We start from the raw sequence: 22,694 nt of genomic DNA, 5'->3' as shown, positions 1-22,694 counted from the left end.
ATCTGCAAATTAAACTGTAATATTTTCATCTGTGACGTAAATCACCTTTTCATTCGCCAAAGCAACACTTAAGATACGATAATCATCATTAACCCAATTCGCTTCAAACAATAGTACTACGTATCTTTCTTCTTCAATACCATCTAGTTCTTCTTTCATTACTTTATGATAGAGGTTTGAATCCGTAACTCCCCCATGAAGTTCTGTTTGAAGAGCAATTTCAAAAAGTTCGGTACTTTCTATGACATCATTAGTATTTTCGAAATATTTAAAACTCGCTGTATAGTCAGTGTCATCATGACATTCATTCTGATATTCAATGATAGACTGTATTATATCTGGGGTTATTCTATCTAAATTTTCTATAAAAGATTGATATGCTCGACAATGTTCCTCGTTGATTTCATCATCAAAAGTTATTTTCACTTTTTTTTCTAATCCTGAAAACTTTATAAGTCTAATTGCTTCGTATTCCTCAAATTCATTTAACTCTAACTCTCCGAATATAGGGTGCAATAAATCCATAAATAAGCTTCCTCCTTAAAACTAATAGATGTTTCTAAAATTCTATTCCACCACCGGGAAAAACATAATAAACAGAGCTATCTCTAATTCTTTTAATTAACCCAACTTTATCATTTTCTATTATTACTACTGAACCTCTATCCCGCATATCCGTAACCTCTTTTCATTCAATTCTAAAAAAATCCCTATCCTTAAATGAAAACAAGCGATGTTGCTCTCTATGTAATTACATAACTACTAATGTTTAATTTGGGGACGTTATTTTATTTTCATGATTAAATTTCTGTGCTGCCCATTCTTCTCGCAAGATGCCCATTTTAATCGAATCATAGTAATTTCCTTCATAATAACGAACTTTACGAATGCGCGCTTCTAATTGCATCCCTAATTTTTCACCTACGCGGATCATCCGTTCATTTCCTGACCATGTAGTAAAGCCAACGCGAACTAAAGGCATTGTGTTAAATAAATGATCAATCCATAGTTTTAAAGTACGGGTTCCCAGCCCCTTCCCCCAGTTTCCACCTTCGTAAAAAAGAATACCCATCTCTAGCCATTTTGATGGTTCATGTTCCCAGTAATAAGAAACAGTTCCACACAATATACCATCAACTTCTACTACCCACACATTCGATTGATATACCCAACCCCTACCGATGGGTAAAAATTCATCGAATGATTTTGTTTCATGCGGATAATAAGGAGCATTCCATTTTTTCCACTCTGGCTTTTCTTCTTTGTACTCCAATTCCCAAATACGAGGTAAATCCATTTCTTCTATCGGTCGAATGATTAAGTTTTGATCTTTATACAAGTTAAATTTCCTCTTTTCTTATAAATTTGTTCTTACACTTATGAATTGAAGAGAAATTCCGCTACATTCCACATTATACCATTTATTATCTTTTCTTGGTCCAACACCATAAGTTGGGGATGACAAATTTGAAAAATAAGATTTTCTTATGAAGTCCGCTCTGCTTTGATATAAAGTGAATTTCTGCAAAAATGAAGATATAAAATATATTAGTTCCGCTCTCTGCCTCCTCGAGATAGCGCAAGCGGCATAATAGAATGTTTTACTGTTAAAGTAATTATAGATTTTAACGTAGTGTATTACTTTGAGTTGGAGTGGTTGGGGAGGGCGATTGAATTACGTAATGAGATAAATAGAGGAATGAATTTCCGTTATTTTTAAAATAACATAAAATACAGTAAAAATAAGGGAAGGGATTTCCGTTATTGACCTAAAAAACATGAAAATTTATGATTTTATTTACAATAGCGGTAAAATGTTCCCTTATTTATCTTAAAATGAGCTACATCAATCAAATAACGGTAAAATCTCCCCTTATTTAATGTTGTCCTAAGCATCTTTTTGATCAAACGCCATCTAAAACAGTTAACAGCGCAATTGTTATACAGGACATCATTATTGTAAATGCTCCCGTCATTAAGTAGACATTTACCTGAAAATCCTTATCGTTACGGGATTTATCGATTATTAGGGCCAAGTTTAAGCAAAAAATAATCGCTAAAACTGGTGTACCATATACAGCCATAAAAATAAAAAACATTGTGACCTCCAAATTGCTATGTAATATTTTACAATTGTAGCATAATGGTTTTAATACTAAAACCAGTGTAATCACTTCTTAACGCTAAAAAACGCTCACCTGTTGATCAAGTGAGCGCTGTAAATTACGGGCTTTCTTTTACCTCAATTGGTTCATCTGTGCCTTCCTGTTCTCTCGTTTTATGATAAAGGATTGTTATAACGAGGATAATTCCCGAGGCAATCCATATTGCTTTGTATTCCAATGTCGTACTGAAGTAGGTTCCAATTAAGGCTCCACCGATAAAAGAAAGGATGATGGCTGAAAAACTTATAAATTTTTTCATGGCTTCTTTATTCTGATTGGCAAACGCCTCATAGGAAGCTGAAGATGCTGTTCGTAAATTCCCTGTCGTGATGGTTGAGTTATAGCTCCATTTCCCCAGTTTGTTAAATGTCGCAATCTGTAACGAAGACACAAATGCCACGCTTATTGTAATGATCATATTAGGAACACTTCCTGGTAACCAACCGACGATAAATAAAATCACACATTCTAAAGCCAAAACGGATCGTCTGTGCATATCCAGTCGATCTTTCATATGCTCGGCAACTAAAACGCCCGCTATAAAAGCCACGAATGGTGGGATATTTTGAAGTGCTCCGTTATATTCCGGACTCGCAGCCCGCACCGCAAACAAGACTGTATTTCCGGTCTGTGCTGTCGCAAATACCCCGTCTCTGGTGATATACGTATAAGCATCCAAATATCCCCCGACTAGAGCCAGTATCATACCCATAACTAAAGAATTAGGTGCTAATGAGTACCACCTTTTCGTTTTATCCTTCATTTACTTTATCTCCTCACACAAAATGCTCTAATAATATTGGGCAGGCTTGAAGAACATTATTATTTAATTGGCATTATTCCACATGCAGCTGCTAATTATTCGAAATAGAGTTATTAACTAAATCAAATAATTCTTACGTGCAAACTATGCTGACGACAGTATTTAATACCCCGTTCATCGTGTGTTCATAATTAGTCTATATACTAACGCTATCAACAATATTAGGAGGCAATTTTATGAACTTAGCATGGAAAGAGATGAAGAAAAATAAAAGTAAATTTTTCATTTTTGGACTAATTGTCCTTTTAATTAGCTTACTGACATTTATGATTGCAGGGTTAGCAAACGGATTATCTCAAGATAATGCAGCACTAATTAAAGAGCTACCAGATGGACAGTTTTATATGACAACCGAGGCAGAAGATAACTACGCCCTATCAAGAATATCAAGTACACAGCAAAAGGAGCTTCTTAAAAAGTATCCAGATGCTACGGCCCTTTCTATTCAAATGGGTATGTTCCACAATGCTGAAGGTAATCAGCAGAGTGTGGCCTTTGTAACAACAACCGAATCCGATATCTTCCCTAGGGTCGCTGCAGGTGAAATGATTGTAGATATTTCTTTAAAAGAAGAAGGGTTTAAAATTGGTGATATTTTAACGAGTAATCAATTTAGCGGTCAGTGGGAAATTGTTGGTTTCTCCGATCAAACCAAATTTAATCACGCAGCTGTAGCCTTTATTCATCAAGAGGATTTCACAGAAATGTACCGGACAACTGATCTTCAACTACTGTATTTAGCAAATGAAGAGGTAAAAACAATTGATGGCTTAACTATGTATTCGAACAAAGATTTTTTAAATACGATTCCTAGTTATTCTGCTGAACAGCTTTCGCTTAACATGATTATTTGGTTTTTAGTTGTGATTAGTGGCATGCTATTTGCAATTTTCTTTTATATGATGAACGTGCAAAAAATAGGTTTATATGGAATTTTGAAAGCAATTGGAGTAAAAACAAGCACATTATTTATCATGATGTGGACGCAAATGCTCCTAATTTCAGCAATTGCTTTAAGCATTTCCCTTCTGTTAAGCCAACTATTTCAAAACTTTGCTCCACAAGGTATGCCCTTCCATTTAACACTGAATACGACCTTATTATTTGCTGCAATATTTTTAGTCATTGGCTTTTTCGGAGCAACATTATCAGGGCTTCAAATTAAAAAAGTTCAACCTTTACAAGCAATACAGCAAGGAGAGATATAATATGAGTTTTTTTACTATACAACAACTAGAAAAATCATTCACTGTCGGAGAAACAAATGAAATGATTTTAAAAGGCATTGACCTGCCCCTTCATAAAGGTGAAATCACAGCACTTGTCGGAGCTTCTGGTTCAGGGAAAAGTACTTTATTAACAATTGCCGCTGGGTTACAATCTGCGTCAAATGGACATATTTATTTTAATGAGCAAGACCTAACAAGCCTTTCCCAGGAACAGCTTCGCCAAATGCGGGCCGAGCAATTTGGCTTCGTATTTCAGTTTGCACACTTAGTACCGTTTCTTACAGCAGAAGAGCAGTTATTATTAATGTTGGATGTTGCAAATAAGAAAAAAAATAAAAAGGATGTCGCTCGTGTACTAGAACTTGTAGGAATGACACATCGAAAAACTGCGTATCCTTCTTCACTTTCTGGTGGTGAAAAACAAAGAATAGCAATTGCTCGTGCCATCATTCATGAACCAAAAATATTATTTGCAGATGAACCGACAGCTAGTCTTGATTCAAAACGTTCCAGTGAAGTTATGATGCTTCTTCAAAGTTTAACAAAAACATTAAACTTAACAACCTTACTTGTAACACATGATGAAGAAATGCTTCGTTATGTTGATAAAACTGTACACATGAGAGATGGTAAAATTCTGGATGAACAGCTTTCATAAAATAGATTTCAAAAATACTGTAACTTATTTAAAATAGCGCAGCTTATGCTGGGCTATTTTAAATAGAGGTTAGGAGTTTAGACGATGACTACCATTTTAGTTGTTGATGATGATCCGCTTGTACGCGACGTCATTACAATTTACTTTTCCAAGATAGGCTATCAAGTCCTGAATGCAAAGAATGGTATGGAGGCACTTCAGCGATTGAAGACGCATACGATTACAATTGCAATTGTTGATGTGATGATGCCCTATTTAGACGGCTATGAGCTTACTAAAGCTATTCGTAATTACTATAATCTTCCTGTCATTTTATTAACAGCCAAGGGACAACTTGAGGATAAGGAAAAGGGGTATGTAGCTGGAACGGATGATTATGTCGTAAAGCCTGTTGATCCAAAAGAATTACAGTTTCGTGTAGAAGCGCTCCTTCGTCGTTACGAAGCAACTACACCTTCAGCTACTTACCATTTAGGTCCACTTACAATTTTATATAAAAGCTATGAAGTCATTATAAATGAACGGACATTATTGCTACCTTTAAAGGAATTTGAGCTATTGGCCTTTTTAGTCAAACATGCTACACAAGTGCTAACACGCGAACAAATAATTGAGGAAGTATGGGGTATTGATTATAGTGGTGATGAACGGACGGTTGATGTACATATTAAGCGATTACGTGCACGACTCTTAAAATTAACACCGCGAATTCAAATTAAAACCGTTCGTGGTATTGGCTACTCCATAGAGGAAATTCAATGAAATCATTATATGCAAAATTTGTCATAACAACGGTTGTCATTATGGTATTCAGCAGCATAGTGGCCTTCTTTTTTTCCAACCTGTATTATCAACAGTCCTTAAAGCCTCAAAATGATGAGAAGACAACACTACTTGCTGTTGAATTGGCAAATTATATTGAAACTCATCCAGAACTTGAGTTACACGAGTATTTACAGCACTCGGCATCACTCGGTTACCATATTATGGTTTTTAACCGTGAATTGCAATCTACTACATTTCAGGATCCATTTCGTGACACATCTATTGAAGATGCAACAATTCAGCAGGTTCTAGATGGTACTATTTATCATGGGATTTTACAATTTCCCCATCAAACATTTGTGACTGGTTTTTTTGCAAATGAATTAAAAAACTCAATAGGTGTTCCGCTTCAGTATCAAGGTGAGACTTACGCATTATTTGTAAGAACGAATATAAAGTTGTTATTTAATGAAATGCACTTTTTATTTGCCACAATATTATTATTAATGATTATCCTTAGCATATTACTTGTTTTATTATGTACGAAGTTAATTGTTAAACCTATTACAAAGTTAACCGAAGCTACCACTTGTATTGCAAAGGGAAAATACGATATTAAGCTAGATATTAAAAGACTTGATGAACTCGGACGATTATCACAAAGCTTTATGCAAATGTCAAAACAGCTTTCACAAGTTGAAGAGAAGCGTAAAGAATTCATCGCAAATATTTCGCATGATTTCCAATCACCTCTCTCAAATATTAAAGGCTATGTCACATTAATTGAAAAAGAGCATCCAATAAATCAAAAATATATTAATACAATCCATCATGAAATTACTCGACTGTCGACTATGACGAATCAACTTTTACAGCTCACAACGCTCGATCAGCAAGACCTGCCTTTAAAACCTAAATTATTTTCAGTAAGTAAACAAATCAAACAGCTGCTCCAGCATTATGAATGGCAAATTCAACAAAAAAATTTAATGCTTAGCTATTCTCTACCTGAAGTACAAATCTATGCAGATGCAGAATTGTTAAATGCGGTGTGGGATAATTTACTATCAAATGCGATAAAATATACAAATGAGTTTGGGTCCATTGATATTGAGCTTATTGAACAGCCAGAAACTGTTACTATTACATTTGAAGATAACGGCATTGGGATTAGTGAACACGACCAACAGCAAATTTTTGAACGCTTTTATCGGGCTGATTCATCGCGTACACGTACGATTGAAGGTATAGGATTAGGGTTATCAATAGTAAAGAGTGTATTAACACTGCATAATGGAACCATACATTTTACAAGTAAACCAGGAGTTGGGACAACCGTTACAGTGACAGTGACAAAAACCATCGAGTGAACACCGATGCTTTAAGATATTTTCACATTGTAAGTATTTATGAATCAGCCTCTTCCTAATCGTTGAGATTAAGAAGAGGCTGATTCCTTTATATAGAAAATTATCCAATCTCCTTAATGACTTAGAATTGCTAAAAAGGATAAGCCTATTACTTATGCTTATCCTCATACAATCCTTATTCAGTTAAATGTAGTTAACTCTTGTTTAACAGCTTGCAAAAAGTCTTCCTCAAATCTATAAATGTGTTTACCTACTGTCTTCCCTAATGGTATGACGTCCGAAAACATTCCTTCATTTAAAGGTAACGAGTTTATAGAAATAATCTCTCTAGGATTATCTACTAAATGATCCAGGGGTGTATTGGTCTCTATTTGAGAAAACAACTCTTTTAATTTTGCTTTGGGAATTTCGTTTTCTGCCTTATTCATTACAGCGTTTATTAGATTTATTAAGTTTTCATGATCCAGGTATACCCCATCTGTCGCAGCCATCATTAATGATAACACCTGCTCCCCGTTAAAATAATGTGTACCCTTTTCGAAATCAAAAGCCGCCTGTGTTACTCCTCTTAATCGAATATCTTTTTGTATTTCATACTCAATCCCATTCATCGATTCAATTAACTCTGAAACGGTTTTTAAATCAAGCACTGCATAATAATCAATTGGTATATCAAAAAACTTTGAAGCCGTCTTTTTTACATTTTCAGCATCGCCAAAAGAATAGGCAAACAATAATTTATCATAATAAAATGTTCCATCCTCATTCTCCGATATCGGGGCATAAGTATCATTAGGAAGCGAGACAACTTTTATCAACTTTTTATCTTTACTATAAGTAAGTAAAAGATTAAGGTATATTCGATTATCCATAACTTCGGACTTTACCGTAATCAACGAGGTAGAAAACTCGGCTTCCAAGGCGTTTGATTCGCTTGCAACACCTTTGTTCGATTCTTGACTCAAATTGCTACTATTAGATCTTTCAATAAAATCCCCGGAAAGCATTGATGGAAAAAACAGAATCATACATAAACCGACTACCAATAAAGATACTGTTATGGGAACGAATTTTTTTGAAGAAACATTCTTTTGGGTTTGATGATTCTCGTCCTGTTTACGGATTTCTTCAAATACTGCATTACGGTCTTCCTTCGTAAATGTTAGGTGTTGATGAGATGAATTATAAATTTTTTCTCGTAATCGTTTATCTTCCATGAAGTTCGGCCTCCTTTAACATTGATTCTAATCGATGCTTCGCTCTTCTTAACCTGGTCTTTACGGTATTAACCGGAATATCTAATACATTGGCAATTTCCTCTGTCGATAAAGAATCATAATAATAAAGATAAACTACTTCCCGATACACCTTTGGAAGAGAATAAATCGTATCTTTTATTTCTTCATTATTGTATTTGTCGATTACCTTTTTTTCAGTTGATGGTAATATAGACTTCGCAGTTTCATTGATAAAGCTTTTTACCTGCACCATTTTATAATTCCAGCTTTTTAAATAATCTTTACATTCGTTAATCGTTATACGATAGAGCCATGTTTTGATTTGCGCGTCGAATCGAAATGAATCTATATTTTTATAACATTTGATAAACGTATTTTGCACCAGATCCTTTGCAGTTTCTACATCCTTTACATAAGAAAATGCCAGCCGCACCAGCTCATTGCCATATTCAATCATTATTTTTTCTAATAGAAAATCCTTTTCCTCCCTGTCCAATTGACTCCCCCTCCCTTTACAACCTTCTTCAAATTCTGCTATTAGACGATTACCAATTTATATTAGGTTCAATTTCCCAAAAAATCTTTATAGTTATTTTAATATATATTTCCCACAAAAAAATCATCTCTCCTCTAAGAAAAGTTATAGAGGGAAGATGATTTAAACCTGTTATGAAAGGTCGATTTGTCAAATATATCGTTATTTTCATCGCTACACTGGGATTATATGTTAAAATTAATAAAAGGGGTGTCTGAATGAGCAACGTTTCTAACTATTTTAAAAAAATAATTTGGGTTATAGGATTAATAATATTAGTAAAATTAAGTTTTGATTTCAAAATTCATCTGCAACAAACGGCACAAATGGAGTTCAATATTGTACCTGTTCTTTGGTATGATGTAATGATTTCACTATTGTTGGGCTGGTATATTTCTATACTGCTAGTACAAAAGTGGTCAGTAAACGTTAATCATGCTTTATTATGGTGTGTAGCGGTTCCTTGTTTAATAATTTTATTAATCTATCCAACGGTTGTAACGCTAGCAGTAAATAAACTTATACCGGAAAGCTTTTCTTACAGCTTTATTACAGCTTGGTTCTTTAAAGTAGCGATGCCTTCCCCAAACGTAGTTGGCATTGTTGCAGGAATGACATTGGCAATAAGCATTTTCAGTAATGATTCCAAAGTGGCCAAATAGCGGTTTCAGTTTTATAGTTTACTTTTTCTTTGAGATTTAATAAACGTTTTAAATATTTCAATTCCTATATATAACGAAATGAAAAAAATGTTAGAGCAAATAATTTTGAGACAGTGTGTTCCCTCATTAAAAACTGTGAAAATGACAGGTACATAGCTAAGGATAAAAGAACAAATTCTAATAATTTCTTGAAATAATGCATGTGCTTAACGTTTCGTAATATGATTAGGTTCATAGTCGATATTCTTTTTAATTTTGTTAAGATCCTTTTCTATTTTAGAAATAAGCATATGTATCTCTTCATTTTCTGAAGCGGTAAAAGTTTCACCTCTTCGTATATTTAAAATCACCGTCTGATTGACCAGTCTCAAACAAGATTTAATAAAGGCCAAATCCATTTTGATTGCTTCTTTACTTGTATCAATCCCATCCATTTATACCACTCCCTTCCATAAATTATATAACATTATATAGTAGGAGTGTAAAATGTATGTCACAATAACAAATTTAAAAATCTATGGATAAACGAATCATATCTCTGCATTGTATACCGTTCTCAAAAATTTCTTCCTCGTAATGCTTAATAAAAAAATCAAAATCAATAGCGATAATTCGAAAACCACATTTCTGATATAAAGCTAATTGACTTAAACTTGAATTTCCTGTCCCGATTTCGATTGTTTTATATCCTTTACTCTTTGCAACACGTATTGCATCAGTGACCAATAATTTCCCCATACCTTTACCTTGATGTTCTTCAGCCACTGCTACATTTACTAATTCAACGGTTTTAGGTCTTGTTGGTAATAATACATATACTCCAACAACTTGTTTTTCGATTTCGGCTATATAACATTCGCCTCTCGTAACATATTCTTTAACTATACTTTCTGAAGGATCCGCCAATAACAGTAACTCCATTGGAATTATATCTTGTTTCTCCAGTTTTCTTATAATCAATGTCGATTCCCCCTTTTTCAACCATTATTCCATTTTCCGATTCCTACGTGAACATATTATTTATATTCCTCAATTTGATTGCGAAAAAATCTAATATAAAACTGTTTTAAACCTTTAGATTTGGTTAAGTTTATGTGGTAAGTTTAGAATTCTTAAGATATTCTTAAGAATTCTTATCAGTTTTTATTAAGTTTTATGCGCTATGCTTGGTTTAAAGGAGAATTATTATATGAAAAAACTAATTTTTGTACTTATAGTTGCCGTTATAGGCTATCAATTTTTTATGGGTAAACAAGTAGCTGCTCCAGATTTACCACAGCAGTTATCCCTAGAACCTTATGCAATTTCGAGCGGAAATCTTGTACTCGTCAATCGGGACATTCAGCTAAAGCAGGACCCGACCAATTTAGCGCCAATCCCAGCTGATATCGCGGAAAATGTTATTGTTAATTCAGAATTTCTACTCGAGAATCAGGCAATAAAGCCGCTCAAGCTACTTTTCGATGCAGCAACGAATGATCGAATTGAACATTTTATCATAAATAGTGCGTATCGCAGCGGTAAACTGCAGCAGCAGCTTTATGAAAAGCATGGAGCTGACTATGCGTTGCCATCCGGCTATAGTGAACATCAGACTGGCTTATCACTTGATATTGGTTCAACTGCCGGAAAAATGGAGAATGTCGATGAAGGTAAATGGTTGGAAGAACATGCAGCGGATTTTGGCTTCATCTTACGTTACCCGGAAGACAAAGTTGATGTGACTGGTATCAACTACGAACCATGGCATTTCCGCTATGTTGGCCTGCCCCATAGTTTGATCATGAAGAAGCAAAATTTCGTGCTGGAGGAATATATTACTTTTCTTAAAAAAGAGCAGTTTTTTACGACGGAAGTAAATGATACTACTTATTTCATCCAATATACCGACAATAAGACAACGGTTAACATACCCGATACTGCAAACTATAGAGTATCCGGCGATAATGAAAGCGGATTTATCATTACATCTATTATAGAATAATTTTTGGAATTAAAAATCGGCCATTTGCATTTAAGCAATGTGGCCGATTTCTTTTAGTTAGACACTTTTCGCATAAGCGATATGCTGTTTTCTTGCTTCGTGAACCTTTGATGCAGAAAAGATAAATACCGCGAGCCAGATGCAGAGGAATGTTACAAATTCTGTTGTAGTAAAGGGCTCTTTGTATAGAAAAATCCCCAGTAACAAACTGATTGTCGGCGATAAAAACTGGATGAAGCCCATTAAGTAAAGCGGAATTTTTTGTGCGCCCTTCGCAAAGAAGATAAGCGGAATGGCTGTAACAATACCACTACCGATTAAGAATAAATTCGTCTTCCAATCGATGTGCATAAAAGCAATTTCCGTCGTTTGCATTAAGTAAATATAGCTGATAATTGCGATAGGTAATATAAATAAAGTTTCAATCGCTAAACCTCGCGTTGCATCAAGCGGAATTTTCTTTTTGATGACACCGTAAGAGGCAAATGATAAGGCCAGTGCTAATGAAACCCATGGAATTGTACCACCTAAAAATGCCTGGTAGCCAACGCCAACTGCAGCAATCAGTACAGCAACAGTAGTAGCTTTAGAAATTTTTTCTTTAAAGAAAATCAGCCCGAACAATACGGAAATGAGCGGATTAATATAATAACCTAAACTCGCCTGTAGTAGATGATTGTTATTTACTGCCCAGATGAAAATTCCCCAATTGATGGAAACCACAACAGACGCGATAAATAGTAAAATAAAATTCTTCTTATTCTTCCATAGTATCTTTATATCGGAAATCGTTTCTTTATATTGGCGGATAATTAATATAAAGAGCGCTGTAAACACGAATGACCAAATAACTCGCCCTACCAATATTTCCATGCTGCCAACATGATCGATTTGCTTCCAATAAAGTGGGACAATCCCCCACATGAAATAGGCACCCATTGCAAACAGGATACCCTTTTTTTGTTCTGACATTATTGCACCTTCTAGTATTTTTATATTTCAATTATAGATGTCGAAATTAAGGAAGTAAATGTTGATGTGTGGGGCAGGTGCTTTTATTCGCCTCTTATTTTGTGATAATCGCCAGTTCTTCCTACATATTAGCCAATCACTCTAACTTTATCGTCAATTCAACTTCGATATTCGTCACCTAGCACCTTATATTCGCCACTTTCATTTTTATTAGCCACTTCAGCGCACTTATTCGTCATTTCAAACCCGATATTCGTCACTTAACACTACATATTCACCCTTTTGAATGCTGGGGAGATTATTCGCCACTTATTTTGTGATAATCGCCAGTTCTTCCCACATATTAGCCAATCACTTCAACTTAATCGTCAATTCAACTTCGATATTCGTCACCTAGCACCTTTTATTCGCCACTTTCATTTTTATTAGCCACTTCAGCGGACTTATTCGTCAGATCAACACCTATATTCGTCACTTAACACTACATATATGCCCTTTTGAATTGCGGGAGAAATTATTCGTCACTTATTCTATGATATTAGTCAATTCGTCTAACTTAATCGTCAATCACTCTAACTTAATCGTCAATTCAACACTGATATTCGTCACCTAGCACCCTATATTCGCCACTCCTAAGCACTTATTCGTCAATTCAAACCCGATAGTCGCCACTTAACACTACATATTCGCCCCTATCCATCTCCAACACCGCTCCACTAATGGAATAAAGTCATATACACCCCCGTACATCTTAGGAATGAATATGACTTTTCAATTCAACTAGCTACTCTACTATCCCATTTTGCAGCAAATACATTTTCTGATATAAGCCTTTTTGTGCAATAAGCTGCTGATGTGTACCCCGCTCGATAATTTCACCTTTATGCAACACTAAAATCTGCTCTGCATCTTGAATTGTCGAGAGTCGGTGCGCGATGGCGATAGTCGTACGGCCTTTTCGCATTTTCTCCAATGATTGCTGAATGCCGACCTCTGTTTCCGTATCGATCGCTGCAGTCGCTTCGTCCAATACTAAAATTTTCGGGTTCGTTGCAATCGTTCGTGCAAAGGCAACTAATTGACGCTGCCCGCTTGAAAATGTAGATCCACGCTCCGTCACACGGCTTTCATAACCATCTGGAAGGGCTTCGATAAAGTCGTTCGCCTGCACAAATTCAGCTGCTTCCTTCACCTTTTGTAAAGTCAACTTTTCATTGTACAAACGGATATTCGAATCGATCGTCCCGTAGAATAAAAATGGATCTTGCAACACTAAGCCCATTTTGTCACGAAGCTCCTGTTGTTCAAAATCTTTAATCGATTGGCCATCTATTAAAATATCGCCGCGCTCAAACTCATAAAAGCGCATAAGTAAATTGATAATCGAGCTTTTCCCGCTGCCTGTATGACCGACGAGTGCAACCGTTTCACCAGGATTGACTGTAAACGATATATTTTTCAGTACATCCTGTTTCCCATCATAGCTGAACGACACATTTTTAAACTCAATATGACCTTGTGACACGGTAACAGCCTTATTTTCCTGTGCTGGCTCCAGCTCTTCGTTATCAAGGAGTTCAAATACACGTGAAGCAGCAACAATTGCCTGTTGGAACAATGCCAACCGTTCCATCACTTGATTAATCGGATCAAAAAAACGGTTCATATAAGTAATAAACGCATACACAACCCCTACTTCAACCGCTGTTTCAAACGATGTCCACCCAAAGTAAAACAGTAAAACAATTATAGCCGTGAAGTATACTAAATCAATAATCGGTCTAAGCAGTAGACTATTCATTTTCGTATTCGCCATCATCGATTGGAAATGCTCTTCATTGACACGGTCAAATTCGTCATTAAAGCGCTTCTCTTGACGGAAAGCCTGCACAATGCTCATGCCTGACAGTGTTTCTGATAGTTTCGCATTAAGCTCACTCAATTTTTCGCGCATACGCATATACACGACCGCACTCATTTTGCGGTACAGCCAAATAATATAAATAATGACCGGCAATAGTAGCAGCATATATAGCGCAAGCTTTGCATTAAGGAAAAACATCGCACTGTATACACCGACAATTAAAAATGCTGCCTGTACAAAGCTAATTAATACCGATACGAACATATCCTTAATCGCTTCGGTATCATTTGTCGCTCTTGATACAATGGAACCTGCTGGTACTTTGTCAAAATAACGCATTCCAAGCCTATGGATTTTCGAAAATACATCTATCCGAAGTTGCTGTATGACCTTTAACGCAAGCTGCTGAAATTTAATGTTTTGATAATAAGTAATGAAGACGTTTAATAACTGGATCATGAAATAACTAATCCCCAAAATTAAAATCGGTGTCATATCAAAATTACCGATCATTAAATGGTCATCAATATATACTTTGATTAAATACGGACCGATTATATCCCCTATTACAGTAAGCACAAGCAGGAACAGCGCAATCGCCAATAACTTTTTATGAGGCTTTAAATATGTAAACAGCCGTTTCAAAACAATTTGCTGTTCTTTACTTGAAATGGTATTTGTATCATTCGCCATGACGATCGCCTCCTTGCTCGACTAATTGCTCTAGTTGCTGTAGCTGATACATCTCATAATAGGTTCCTTGTAGAGCCATTAAATCTTCATGCGTACCTTTTTCGATTATCGTACCATCTTCTACAACGATAATGACATGCGCTTGTTGAATCGCACTTAGACGGTGGGATGTAATAATCGTTGTCGCATCTTTACGCTCTTCCTTTAAGGCATGTAAAATTGCTTCCTCTGTCCGTGCATCCACTGCAGACAGAGAATCATCTAAAATTAGAAGCTCTGGTTTCATTAATAGTGCACGGGCTATTGAAATTCGTTGCTTCTGCCCACCGGAAAGTGAGACACCACGTTCACCAACAAGGGTGTTATAACCATCTGTGAAGCTCAAAATATCTTCATCTATATTTGCCAGTCTCGCTGCAGCACGCACTTCTTCCAAACTAGCATTCGGATTGGCAAATGCAATATTGGAGTATAGTGTTGCAGAAAATAAGAAATGATCCTGAGGGACATAGCCAATTGACTGTCGTAAATATTCTTTCTTGTAATCGTTTATATTGTGGTCGCCAAATTGAATCGTACCTTCATATCCTTCAAATTCACGAAGCAACAGCTTTAATATCGACGTTTTCCCTGCACCTGTTTTCCCTACAATACCTAGCGTTTCTCCACGCTTTAATTCAAAGTGCATATCCCGTATCGTTGGGGACGCATCTCCTGGGAAAGTAAATGATTGAACGTTAAAAACAAGATCCCCTGAAGGATTTTCCATAATGGCATTAGGCTTGTCGTCAATATCAAACGGTGTATTTAATATTTTTTCGATACGGTCATAGGAAACACTACCTCGCTCGACAATATTAAACAGCATCCCAATCGCCAGCATCGGCCAAATAAGAATGCTTAAATACGTAGTGAACGTAACTAAATCCCCGACAGTCATTGCCTCTTCTAGAATAAATTTTGTTCCGAAGCCGAGACTTAGCATAAAGCTTAAGCCTACGACAAAGCTGATTGTCGGATCGAATAAAGAATCGACCTTCGCCACACGCATATTTTTCTCTACTACTTCATCCGAAAGCTTAGTAAAATCAGCTACATCTTCAGATTGCTGACCGAACGTTTTTAACACTTTCATGCCGCTAATACTTTCCTGTGTTTTGTCATTCAAATCCGAAAACGCAGCCTGGGCATGGCGGAAACGTTCATGCAATAGTTTGCCATAATAACTCGTCGATAGCGCAACTAATGGCATCGGAATTAATGCAATTAACGTCAAACGCCAATCAATGGTAATCGCCATTGCTAAAATAACAAACCCGCCTGTTGTAATCGAGTCAAATAACGTTAAAACTCCACCGCCAGCTGTTTGCTGTACTGCACTAATATCATTTGTCGCATGGGCCATTAAATCGCCGACACGATTTTTTTGATAAAATGACGGGGACATTTGCGTAAAATGACGATGTAGCTTTTCACGCAATGTACGTGCCAATAAGTTGGAAGAACCGAAAATCATTTGACGCCAGTAATAGCGCAACACATACATTGCGATCGCTACAACTGCAATGATGGCAAGCCATTTGAATAGGCCTGATTTCGTTAATGTTTGATCCCCAATTTCATCGATAGTATATCCAATAATTTTTGGTGGTACGAGCTGTAGAATCGCTACAAATATAAGCATCAGCAACCCGACTGTATACTGAAACTTCCGCTCTTTAAAAAACCAGCCTAATTTCAAAAACACCTTCATTTTTTCACCTTCTTTTTTTACTCAAGTTCCACTATTTTAACAAATTTTATAATTTTCGGATATATTAAAAAGAAATATTTTTTCGGATTCCGAATTATTTTTTTAGTTCAACGAAATTAAATATAGAATTAGCCGATTTTCCACCAAGCTAAGCTTTCTTTTAAACATGAAAAACATAAGAAACACTTCATTTCTATCCTTGTATATTTAGATATTTCCACAGCTTTTTGTCCATACTAAATTTATCACTCCATTCTCAGCAATTTTAAATCCAAGTGTATAGGATGTTCTCCACTGCGATTGGGAACGGGTTAATACGATTATGAAAGGAAGTTTAGTTAAATGATGAAACAACTATTACTTGCGCTTGCAGCTACATTTTTACTATTTGTACCTGGAGCTTACGCACACACGTACTTGGATTCAACAAATCCTGCTAAAGGCACGACTGTTACAGAGGATTTGCAAAAGATTGAATTAAAGTATTCAGGGGAAATTGAAGAAGGCAGTATTTTTAAAGTACTAGCAAGTGACGGCTCTGAAAAAACAATAAGTTCGATGACAGTAAAAGATGGGGTCTTAACAGGTACATTAGCTTCACCTCTTCCTAACGACACTTATATAGTTGAATGGAATAGTATTAGTGAGGACGGACACCCGTTGACAGGTACATTTTCCTTTACAGTAAATACGGCAAAAAATCCTAATAATCAAGAGACTGCGGCAGATACAGTGGAAAAATTGGATTCCAATGTAGACTCCATTGTCGATACATTAAAAGATGAAACCGATTCCGAGGGCGACAATTCCATCTGGACTCTTATCATCGTTGTTGCCATTATTGTTCTTGTATTAGTTGTTATTACGATGTACAGCTATAAAAGATGGTTAGTTAAGCGCAAAGGAAATAGTTAATTATTTTTCCTATTGGAGGAATGCCTTTTCAATTGGGCATTCCTATTTGTCGCGCTTCTTTTATCAATTCACACGCTTTCTTTATATAGAATGCTCCAAAATTTGTTCCATAACTACATTACTTTATAAAAAGGAGTTTCTTATGACAGACAAATTAATCCAGGCTATTTCAGAACATTCCATGCCACTGGACAATGCAAGTTTAAATAAAATAGTAGAGGCTGTTGGAAATGCCAAAATTGTAATGATCGGCGAGGCATCCCATGGAACATCGGAATTTTATACTGTGCGTGCTGAGCTCTCGAAAAAGTTAATTGAACAAAAAGGCTTTCAACTCATTGCAGTAGAAGGAGACTGGCCATCCGCCCAAGCAGTGAATCGATATGTAAAGGGCTACAGTACAGAAAATGGGACAGCAAAAGAGGTTTTAATGAAAGCCTTCCATCGCTGGCCGACATGGATGTGGGCCAATGAAGAAGTCGCAGAATTTACAGAATGGTTAAAAGAGATTAATACCCATCGCGAACATAAAGTAGGCTTTTATGGTATCGATATGTACAGCCTGTTTGAATCAATTGATGAAGTACTGAAATTTTTATCGAATAATCCGCAGCATCAGGTTGATCTGGAACATGCCAAAAAGGCTTTTTCCTGCTTCGAACCATACAACAGGAGCCATGAGCACTATGCCATTTCTGCCGTTCAATTTTCTGATGCATGTATTCATGAAGTGACGGGCTTGTTAAGCTCATTGCGTAACCACCAAGATCATTTTTCCAGTCTGCAAGAATCAGATTTAAATGTCGTGATGAATGCCCTCGTCGCAAAAAATGCAGAATCGTACTATAGGGAAATGATGTCGGATGAAAAATCGTGGAATACACGCGACTATCATATGGTGGAAGCAATTCATGAGCTGCACAAATATCACGGAGAAGAAACGAAAATCATTGTTTGGGAGCATAACACACATATCGGTGATGCTTCCGAAACATCGATGAAGGATGAGCAACTCATCAATGTCGGTCAAGTTATCCGTGAGCAATATGGAAAGGAAAATACCTATGCAATTGGCTTTGGCACATATGAAGGCACAGTAATTGCTGCTGACCGTTGGGGAGACCCTTTTGAAATCATCACAGTCCCACCGGCAAGTTTAAACAAATGGGAAGGCCAACTTCACGCAGCAAGTCCGGACGATAAAGTACTTTTATTTACGAATGAAAACAGACAGTTATTTAATGAATGGATGGGTCACCGTGCAATTGGCGTTGTTTATGATCCTGCTTACGAGGCATACGGTAATTACGTTCCTTCGAGAGTAGGTAGCAGGTACGATGCATTTATTTATATTGATCAAACGACTGCTTTGCGTCCTTTATAGTAAGGGTAATGTGCCCCAGGAGTTCTACTGGGGCGCTTCCACTAGTTCCGCATAAATTATTTCCCCTTCACCGCTCTGTCAACCAATCATAAAAAGGCACTGGTCGAGTACTTTGCTGCTGTTCCACCACTTCTCTTATAACAGGACGTGTAATGGCCTTTTCATATGCTCCTTTATAAATCGCCCGTAATGTTGTACGAATCGATAATTTCCCCTCATGAATATCTTGAATTATTCGCCACATTGCAGCCTTTGCGATTGTAAACTCCCGTTTGTTTTGTATCGGTGTCGCTAAAATTGCTGCTCGTAACCCATCTTTTAACTCGTCATTTATTGGCAAGCTCTTCATGAATTCATATAATATTTTTTGCCACTCGTTCATTTGATCAACTGTATATTTATATATTTCATGTAAAGAGCTTGTTTTAAAAAGATTAAAAGAAATAGTTTGTTGTTCTGAAAAATTGTCAATTCCCGCTATTTCATTTACTTCTTCAGCTGGGACCCGTTCGGACATTTCCGATGGGACATGTAAGATTTGATAAATATTCGCCCCTTTTATCCCGTTCAATTTCGTGCTAGCAACGACTCTTATTATCCCAAGTTCGGCTGCTTTTTTAACCGCGCGATAAACCGTTTTCGTACTGATTCCCACACTATCAGCAATTGTCTTAGCCTTTAAATGAGCCGCCCCTGGATATGCAAGTGCCGACTGCGCGATGCGTAAAATGATATTGCGCTCACTATCCGTTAAATCATTCGCTGCAAGGTGCTGTGCCACTGCCTCATCCATTTCCGCTACTGTGTTGAATGTTTCATAATTTTTTAAATAATCGAATACCATCATTTGCATCTCCCTTCACCATACATATGTCAAAAAAATTGGTGAAAAGGGACATGCTTTTGAAAAAAAAACAAAATTTTTTGAGCACAAAAAAACGCTAAACCTGAGTTCATACAAGTTTAGCGTTTCATTTAGTTTTCTCGTCTTTTTTTCCTTGCCAAATATACGAGCAGGATAAGCAGCAACATCGTTTGTACTAAAAATGCAATTGCATCCCAAAACGCCGCACGATCCCCTGCCTCCATAATATTCAAATAAATGGTAGTAAACATATAATAAAGCTGTGGTATAAAATACAAAACTGTCAAAAATAACGTTAAAAAAACTCCAATTATGTAAAACACACTATATATACGAATTAAATTCCATTCATCCTCGAACACCTTTTTATGGTCCATCCTTGATTTCTTAAAGAATGAACTTAAATAGATTTCGCCGCTCTCCATTAGGTTATAGCACCCCGTTGCATTTTCTACTACATAATATACATCTGTTTTCATATAGAAGCAGCATTGATATACGGTCTTAATAAAAATGTCCAACACGATGATGCTAAGGATTCCTACAAAATATGCATCCGGAAAAAGAAGCATAAAGACAAATGAAAGGAAAAGAATGACCTGTTCAAAAGACATGCCAGCAAGATATAAGATATTCCTCTTTTTAGGGTCGAGCTTCCAAGCTTGAGTCAAGTCAGTTTCAAATACAATAAATATGAGCCGATTCCCGATACTTAAATTAGCCGGTAAATCATGCGACCTAATGGCAAGGATATGCCCGAATTCATGAATTACAATTAACACTAAAGAAATCAATAGATATGTAAGGACATTTAGCACCATAGAGTCGAACAGGAATATATCTTTGTAATGAGGGAAAAGTTCTGGATTCAGTATAAGAATAAATATGTTCGCTGCTAGCAGAAGTAAGTATACCTTGTTTATTTTTCGATTAAAAAACAAACGTCCAACCCATTGTGGAATCCATAAAAAACCACCTTCAGATTTAGCCTGCTTCTCTTTTCCTCTATGTACTTGCACCCCATCTACTTCTTGAACAAGGCCTAACTCGACCAATTGTTCCACAAATTCTATAATATCTACTTCTTCCTCAGGATAAAATTCTTTTAAAACTTTTTCAATCTCGGCCATCCCTTCACCTTTATCCAAACGTCTGATTGCATCAACACTTATCTCAGGCAATTCAAAGAAGTCACCGGAAATCGGCTCCTCCACGATGTAATTTTTTTTATCTTTTTGAATGGATAATGGATATAATGTTATTTCGGATTCCAAGGATACCTTCAACGGATAACCTCCTTTATAAATTAAAATAGGATGCTAAAATTATAGCATCCTAGGGTCATACCGTACTTATCCTCTCGGTATAAGGAAACACCAGAAGCAAGTAACTTTAATTTTATTTAGTTTGCGAATTTTCACTCTTTTTTCCTCCTCTCAAGTCCACACCCTTAGAATACGTTTTAGAAATTTGTAACCAATCAGGGTATATCTGTTTAAATAATTCTGTAAGTTGTGGATCGAATTGACTCCCCTGTCCATCAACTATTCGTTCATATGCAACTTCAAATGGAAGTGCAGGACGATAGGATCTGGAAGAAGTCATCGCATCAAACGCATCGGCAACCGCTGTAATTCTGGCAAGAAACGGAATATCTTCCCCAGCCAGTCCATCTGGATAACCTTTCCCGTCCCATCTTTCATGATGATGATAGATTACGTCAATATTATCAGCAATCCCCTCAACATCACGAATAGCTTCAGCTCCAACAACCGGGTGTGTTTTAATAATAGCATATTCCTCGTCTGTTAATCCACCAGATTTTGTCAAAATAGAATCCGGTATATTAACTTTTCCAATATCGTGTAATAGACAAGCATAATAAAAATAATTTAATTCAGAAGGTTTAAATTTTCCCGTCGACTCTGCCATGCTCATCGCGTATGCAGCAACCCGTTCACTATGCCCTCGTGTGTATGGGTCTTTTAATTCAAGCGTTGCAATTACCCCTTTCACAATACCTTCTAGTTGTTCGTCATACGAATATTTCAATGCTTTAATATAATTTAAAATACGATAAAGTAGAAGAAAAGCAATAAATGAACACACCATCATAATAATAATCGGAAAAATAACAACTGGTTCTTGTGTAAATATACCAACTAAAATATATTTAAGAATTAGACCGTATGATACAAAATATGTAAATTTTTTATTTACAAATATAGGTGAGAACAGAATTATAATAATTTCAACTAAGTTTCCACTCGTATACACAAGAGCACTATCTTTATAATAAAATATATCAGAGATTAGATTAGTAGAAAAATAACCAAAAAACACTATATATTTCACATATTCTATTTTATTTTTTTTAATCAAATAGATGGACAAAGGTATAATCCCAGTAATAACTCCATATTTCACATACATAAACTCGTACCATATCGTACTGGCAGTACCTACATCGAGCCATGGAAATGTTGGGAATAATTTATAATAAAAAATATCATATATATAAAACACAGTATAAAATAGAAATAAAAAAAGGATTGTTGAACGTTTTTCTTCTTGTAACAAAGATGTTTTCTTCATATTTTACCTCGCAATTTTTTTACCAATCAATAGACCTTATGTTGCATAGCCCAATTATAACATGATTTTAGAATTTAGTTCTATATGTCTAAATACTATTTTTCCAATATTTCATTAATTTAATCTATTAATATGTATTCGTTAAATGGATAAGTAAAAGAACCCATTTTATTTCCATTGAACGGGAATCTTATATTACAATACTACTTTTATTACAAACCCAC

General features: G+C 36.0%; 22 protein-coding genes and 1 pseudogene. 8 read left to right on the top strand and 15 right to left on the bottom strand.

Translation table 11 applies throughout. From position 1 onward, the window contains the following. Nucleotides 1-9 precede the first annotated feature (9 nt). The 5 genes and pseudogenes from SNE38_RS07635 to SNE38_RS07615 all read right to left on the bottom strand — a co-directional run bounded on the left by SNE38_RS07635 (nucleotide 10) and on the right by SNE38_RS07615 (nucleotide 2,928). Complete coding sequence (locus tag SNE38_RS07635; RefSeq protein ID WP_336046231.1) at nucleotides 10-525, bottom strand: DUF6985 domain-containing protein; 516 nt, start codon at nucleotides 523-525, stop codon at nucleotides 10-12. Between the two features lie 40 nt (nucleotides 526-565). Further along, a pseudogene (locus SNE38_RS07630) lies at nucleotides 566-673 on the bottom strand (DNA mismatch repair protein MutT); the annotation flags it as partial. A 96-nt stretch (nucleotides 674-769) separates the two neighbouring features. Beyond that, entirely contained in the window at nucleotides 770-1,339 is a 570-nt protein-coding gene (locus SNE38_RS07625) for a GNAT family N-acetyltransferase (RefSeq protein ID WP_336046230.1), read from the bottom strand. A gap of 565 nt (nucleotides 1,340-1,904) precedes the next feature. Further along, complete coding sequence (locus SNE38_RS07620; RefSeq protein WP_191703554.1) at nucleotides 1,905-2,099, bottom strand: hypothetical protein; 195 nt, start codon at nucleotides 2,097-2,099, stop codon at nucleotides 1,905-1,907. 124 nt (nucleotides 2,100-2,223) lie between these two features. Continuing rightward, nucleotides 2,224-2,928, bottom strand: a complete 705-nt coding sequence (locus tag SNE38_RS07615; RefSeq protein ID WP_336046229.1) for a YoaK family protein — start codon at nucleotides 2,926-2,928, stop codon at nucleotides 2,224-2,226. 236 nt (nucleotides 2,929-3,164) lie between these two features. Here SNE38_RS07615 and SNE38_RS07610 point away from each other — a divergent pair, with 236 nt between their 5' ends. The 4 genes from SNE38_RS07610 (at nucleotide 3,165) to SNE38_RS07595 (ending at nucleotide 7,010) form a co-directional block, all read left to right on the top strand. After that, nucleotides 3,165-4,196: an ABC transporter permease gene (locus SNE38_RS07610; protein WP_336046228.1), complete on the top strand. Its 1,032-nt coding sequence runs from the start codon at nucleotides 3,165-3,167 to the stop codon at nucleotides 4,194-4,196. Nucleotide 4,197: 1 nt separating this feature from the next. After that, on the top strand, nucleotides 4,198-4,875 hold the full coding sequence (locus SNE38_RS07605) for an ABC transporter ATP-binding protein (RefSeq protein ID WP_191703557.1): 678 nt from the start codon (nucleotides 4,198-4,200) through the stop codon (nucleotides 4,873-4,875). Between the two features lie 84 nt (nucleotides 4,876-4,959). Continuing rightward, entirely contained in the window at nucleotides 4,960-5,637 is a 678-nt protein-coding gene (locus tag SNE38_RS07600) for a response regulator transcription factor (RefSeq protein WP_336046227.1), read from the top strand. Next, nucleotides 5,634-7,010 (top strand): HAMP domain-containing sensor histidine kinase, encoded by a 1,377-nt coding sequence (locus SNE38_RS07595; RefSeq protein ID WP_336046226.1) that lies wholly within the window; start codon nucleotides 5,634-5,636, stop codon nucleotides 7,008-7,010. The genes SNE38_RS07600 and SNE38_RS07595 overlap by 4 nt, the downstream gene beginning before the upstream one ends. A 179-nt stretch (nucleotides 7,011-7,189) precedes the next feature. Here the strand turns inward: SNE38_RS07595 and SNE38_RS07590 are convergent, their stop codons facing one another. Beyond that, nucleotides 7,190-8,227 carry an LCP family protein gene (locus tag SNE38_RS07590; protein WP_336046225.1) on the bottom strand — a complete coding sequence of 346 codons (1,038 nt, stop codon included), beginning with the start codon at nucleotides 8,225-8,227 and terminating at the stop codon, nucleotides 7,190-7,192. Continuing rightward, nucleotides 8,217-8,744, bottom strand: a complete 528-nt coding sequence (locus SNE38_RS07585; RefSeq protein ID WP_336046224.1) for a sigma-70 family RNA polymerase sigma factor — start codon at nucleotides 8,742-8,744, stop codon at nucleotides 8,217-8,219. Before SNE38_RS07585 ends, SNE38_RS07590 begins: the two co-directional genes overlap by 11 nt. A 257-nt stretch (nucleotides 8,745-9,001) precedes the next feature. On the opposite strand from SNE38_RS07585, the gene SNE38_RS07580 reads away from it, so the two are divergent. Beyond that, a complete protein-coding gene (locus SNE38_RS07580; RefSeq protein ID WP_191703562.1) occupies nucleotides 9,002-9,445 on the top strand; it encodes a hypothetical protein in 444 nt (147 codons plus the stop codon). A gap of 206 nt (nucleotides 9,446-9,651) precedes the next feature. On the opposite strand, the gene SNE38_RS07575 is transcribed toward SNE38_RS07580, so the two are convergent. Next, complete coding sequence (locus SNE38_RS07575; protein WP_191703563.1) at nucleotides 9,652-9,879, bottom strand: phosphoglycerate mutase; 228 nt, start codon at nucleotides 9,877-9,879, stop codon at nucleotides 9,652-9,654. 73 nt (nucleotides 9,880-9,952) lie between these two features. Beyond that, on the bottom strand, nucleotides 9,953-10,405 hold the full coding sequence (locus SNE38_RS07570) for a GNAT family N-acetyltransferase (protein ID WP_191703564.1): 453 nt from the start codon (nucleotides 10,403-10,405) through the stop codon (nucleotides 9,953-9,955). 229 nt (nucleotides 10,406-10,634) lie between these two features. Between SNE38_RS07570 and SNE38_RS07565 the strand changes: the two genes are divergently transcribed. Then, the gene (locus tag SNE38_RS07565; RefSeq protein WP_336046223.1) at nucleotides 10,635-11,429 is read left to right on the top strand and encodes a M15 family metallopeptidase; all 795 of its coding nucleotides are present in this window, start codon (nucleotides 10,635-10,637) and stop codon (nucleotides 11,427-11,429) included. 57 nt (nucleotides 11,430-11,486) lie between these two features. On the opposite strand, the gene rarD is transcribed toward SNE38_RS07565, so the two are convergent. The 3 genes from rarD to SNE38_RS07550 form a co-directional block, all read right to left on the bottom strand. Beyond that, nucleotides 11,487-12,401, bottom strand: a complete 915-nt coding sequence (gene rarD, locus SNE38_RS07560) for an EamA family transporter RarD (protein ID WP_191703566.1) — start codon at nucleotides 12,399-12,401, stop codon at nucleotides 11,487-11,489. A 784-nt stretch (nucleotides 12,402-13,185) separates the two neighbouring features. Then, on the bottom strand, nucleotides 13,186-14,958 hold the full coding sequence (locus tag SNE38_RS07555; RefSeq protein ID WP_191703567.1) for an ABC transporter ATP-binding protein: 1,773 nt from the start codon (nucleotides 14,956-14,958) through the stop codon (nucleotides 13,186-13,188). Continuing rightward, nucleotides 14,948-16,711: an ABC transporter ATP-binding protein gene (locus SNE38_RS07550; RefSeq protein WP_191703568.1), complete on the bottom strand. Its 1,764-nt coding sequence runs from the start codon at nucleotides 16,709-16,711 to the stop codon at nucleotides 14,948-14,950. The genes SNE38_RS07555 and SNE38_RS07550 overlap by 11 nt, the downstream gene beginning before the upstream one ends. A gap of 342 nt (nucleotides 16,712-17,053) precedes the next feature. Between SNE38_RS07550 and SNE38_RS07545 the strand changes: the two genes are divergently transcribed. Both SNE38_RS07545 and SNE38_RS07540 read left to right on the top strand, forming a co-directional pair. Beyond that, nucleotides 17,054-17,626: a copper resistance CopC family protein gene (locus tag SNE38_RS07545; RefSeq protein ID WP_336046222.1), complete on the top strand. Its 573-nt coding sequence runs from the start codon at nucleotides 17,054-17,056 to the stop codon at nucleotides 17,624-17,626. A gap of 142 nt (nucleotides 17,627-17,768) precedes the next feature. Beyond that, nucleotides 17,769-19,010, top strand: a complete 1,242-nt coding sequence (locus SNE38_RS07540) for an erythromycin esterase family protein (RefSeq protein ID WP_191703570.1) — start codon at nucleotides 17,769-17,771, stop codon at nucleotides 19,008-19,010. 67 nt (nucleotides 19,011-19,077) lie between these two features. Here the strand turns inward: SNE38_RS07540 and SNE38_RS07535 are convergent, their stop codons facing one another. The 3 genes from SNE38_RS07535 to SNE38_RS07525 all read right to left on the bottom strand — a co-directional run bounded on the left by SNE38_RS07535 (nucleotide 19,078) and on the right by SNE38_RS07525 (nucleotide 22,470). Further along, entirely contained in the window at nucleotides 19,078-19,857 is a 780-nt protein-coding gene (locus SNE38_RS07535; protein WP_336046221.1) for a helix-turn-helix domain-containing protein, read from the bottom strand. 128 nt (nucleotides 19,858-19,985) lie between these two features. Further along, on the bottom strand, nucleotides 19,986-21,161 hold the full coding sequence (locus tag SNE38_RS07530) for a PqqD family protein (RefSeq protein ID WP_336046220.1): 1,176 nt from the start codon (nucleotides 21,159-21,161) through the stop codon (nucleotides 19,986-19,988). A 112-nt stretch (nucleotides 21,162-21,273) separates the two neighbouring features. Further along, nucleotides 21,274-22,470, bottom strand: a complete 1,197-nt coding sequence (locus SNE38_RS07525; RefSeq protein WP_191703573.1) for an HD-GYP domain-containing protein — start codon at nucleotides 22,468-22,470, stop codon at nucleotides 21,274-21,276. Nucleotides 22,471-22,694 lie beyond the last annotated feature (224 nt).

The organism is Solibacillus ferritrahens (assembly GCF_037027585.1).
GTDB lineage: Bacteria > Bacillota > Bacilli > Bacillales_A > Planococcaceae > Solibacillus > Solibacillus ferritrahens.
The sequence above is the reverse complement of the archived record's forward strand: the minus strand, read 5'-3'. Positions and strand labels throughout refer to the sequence as shown.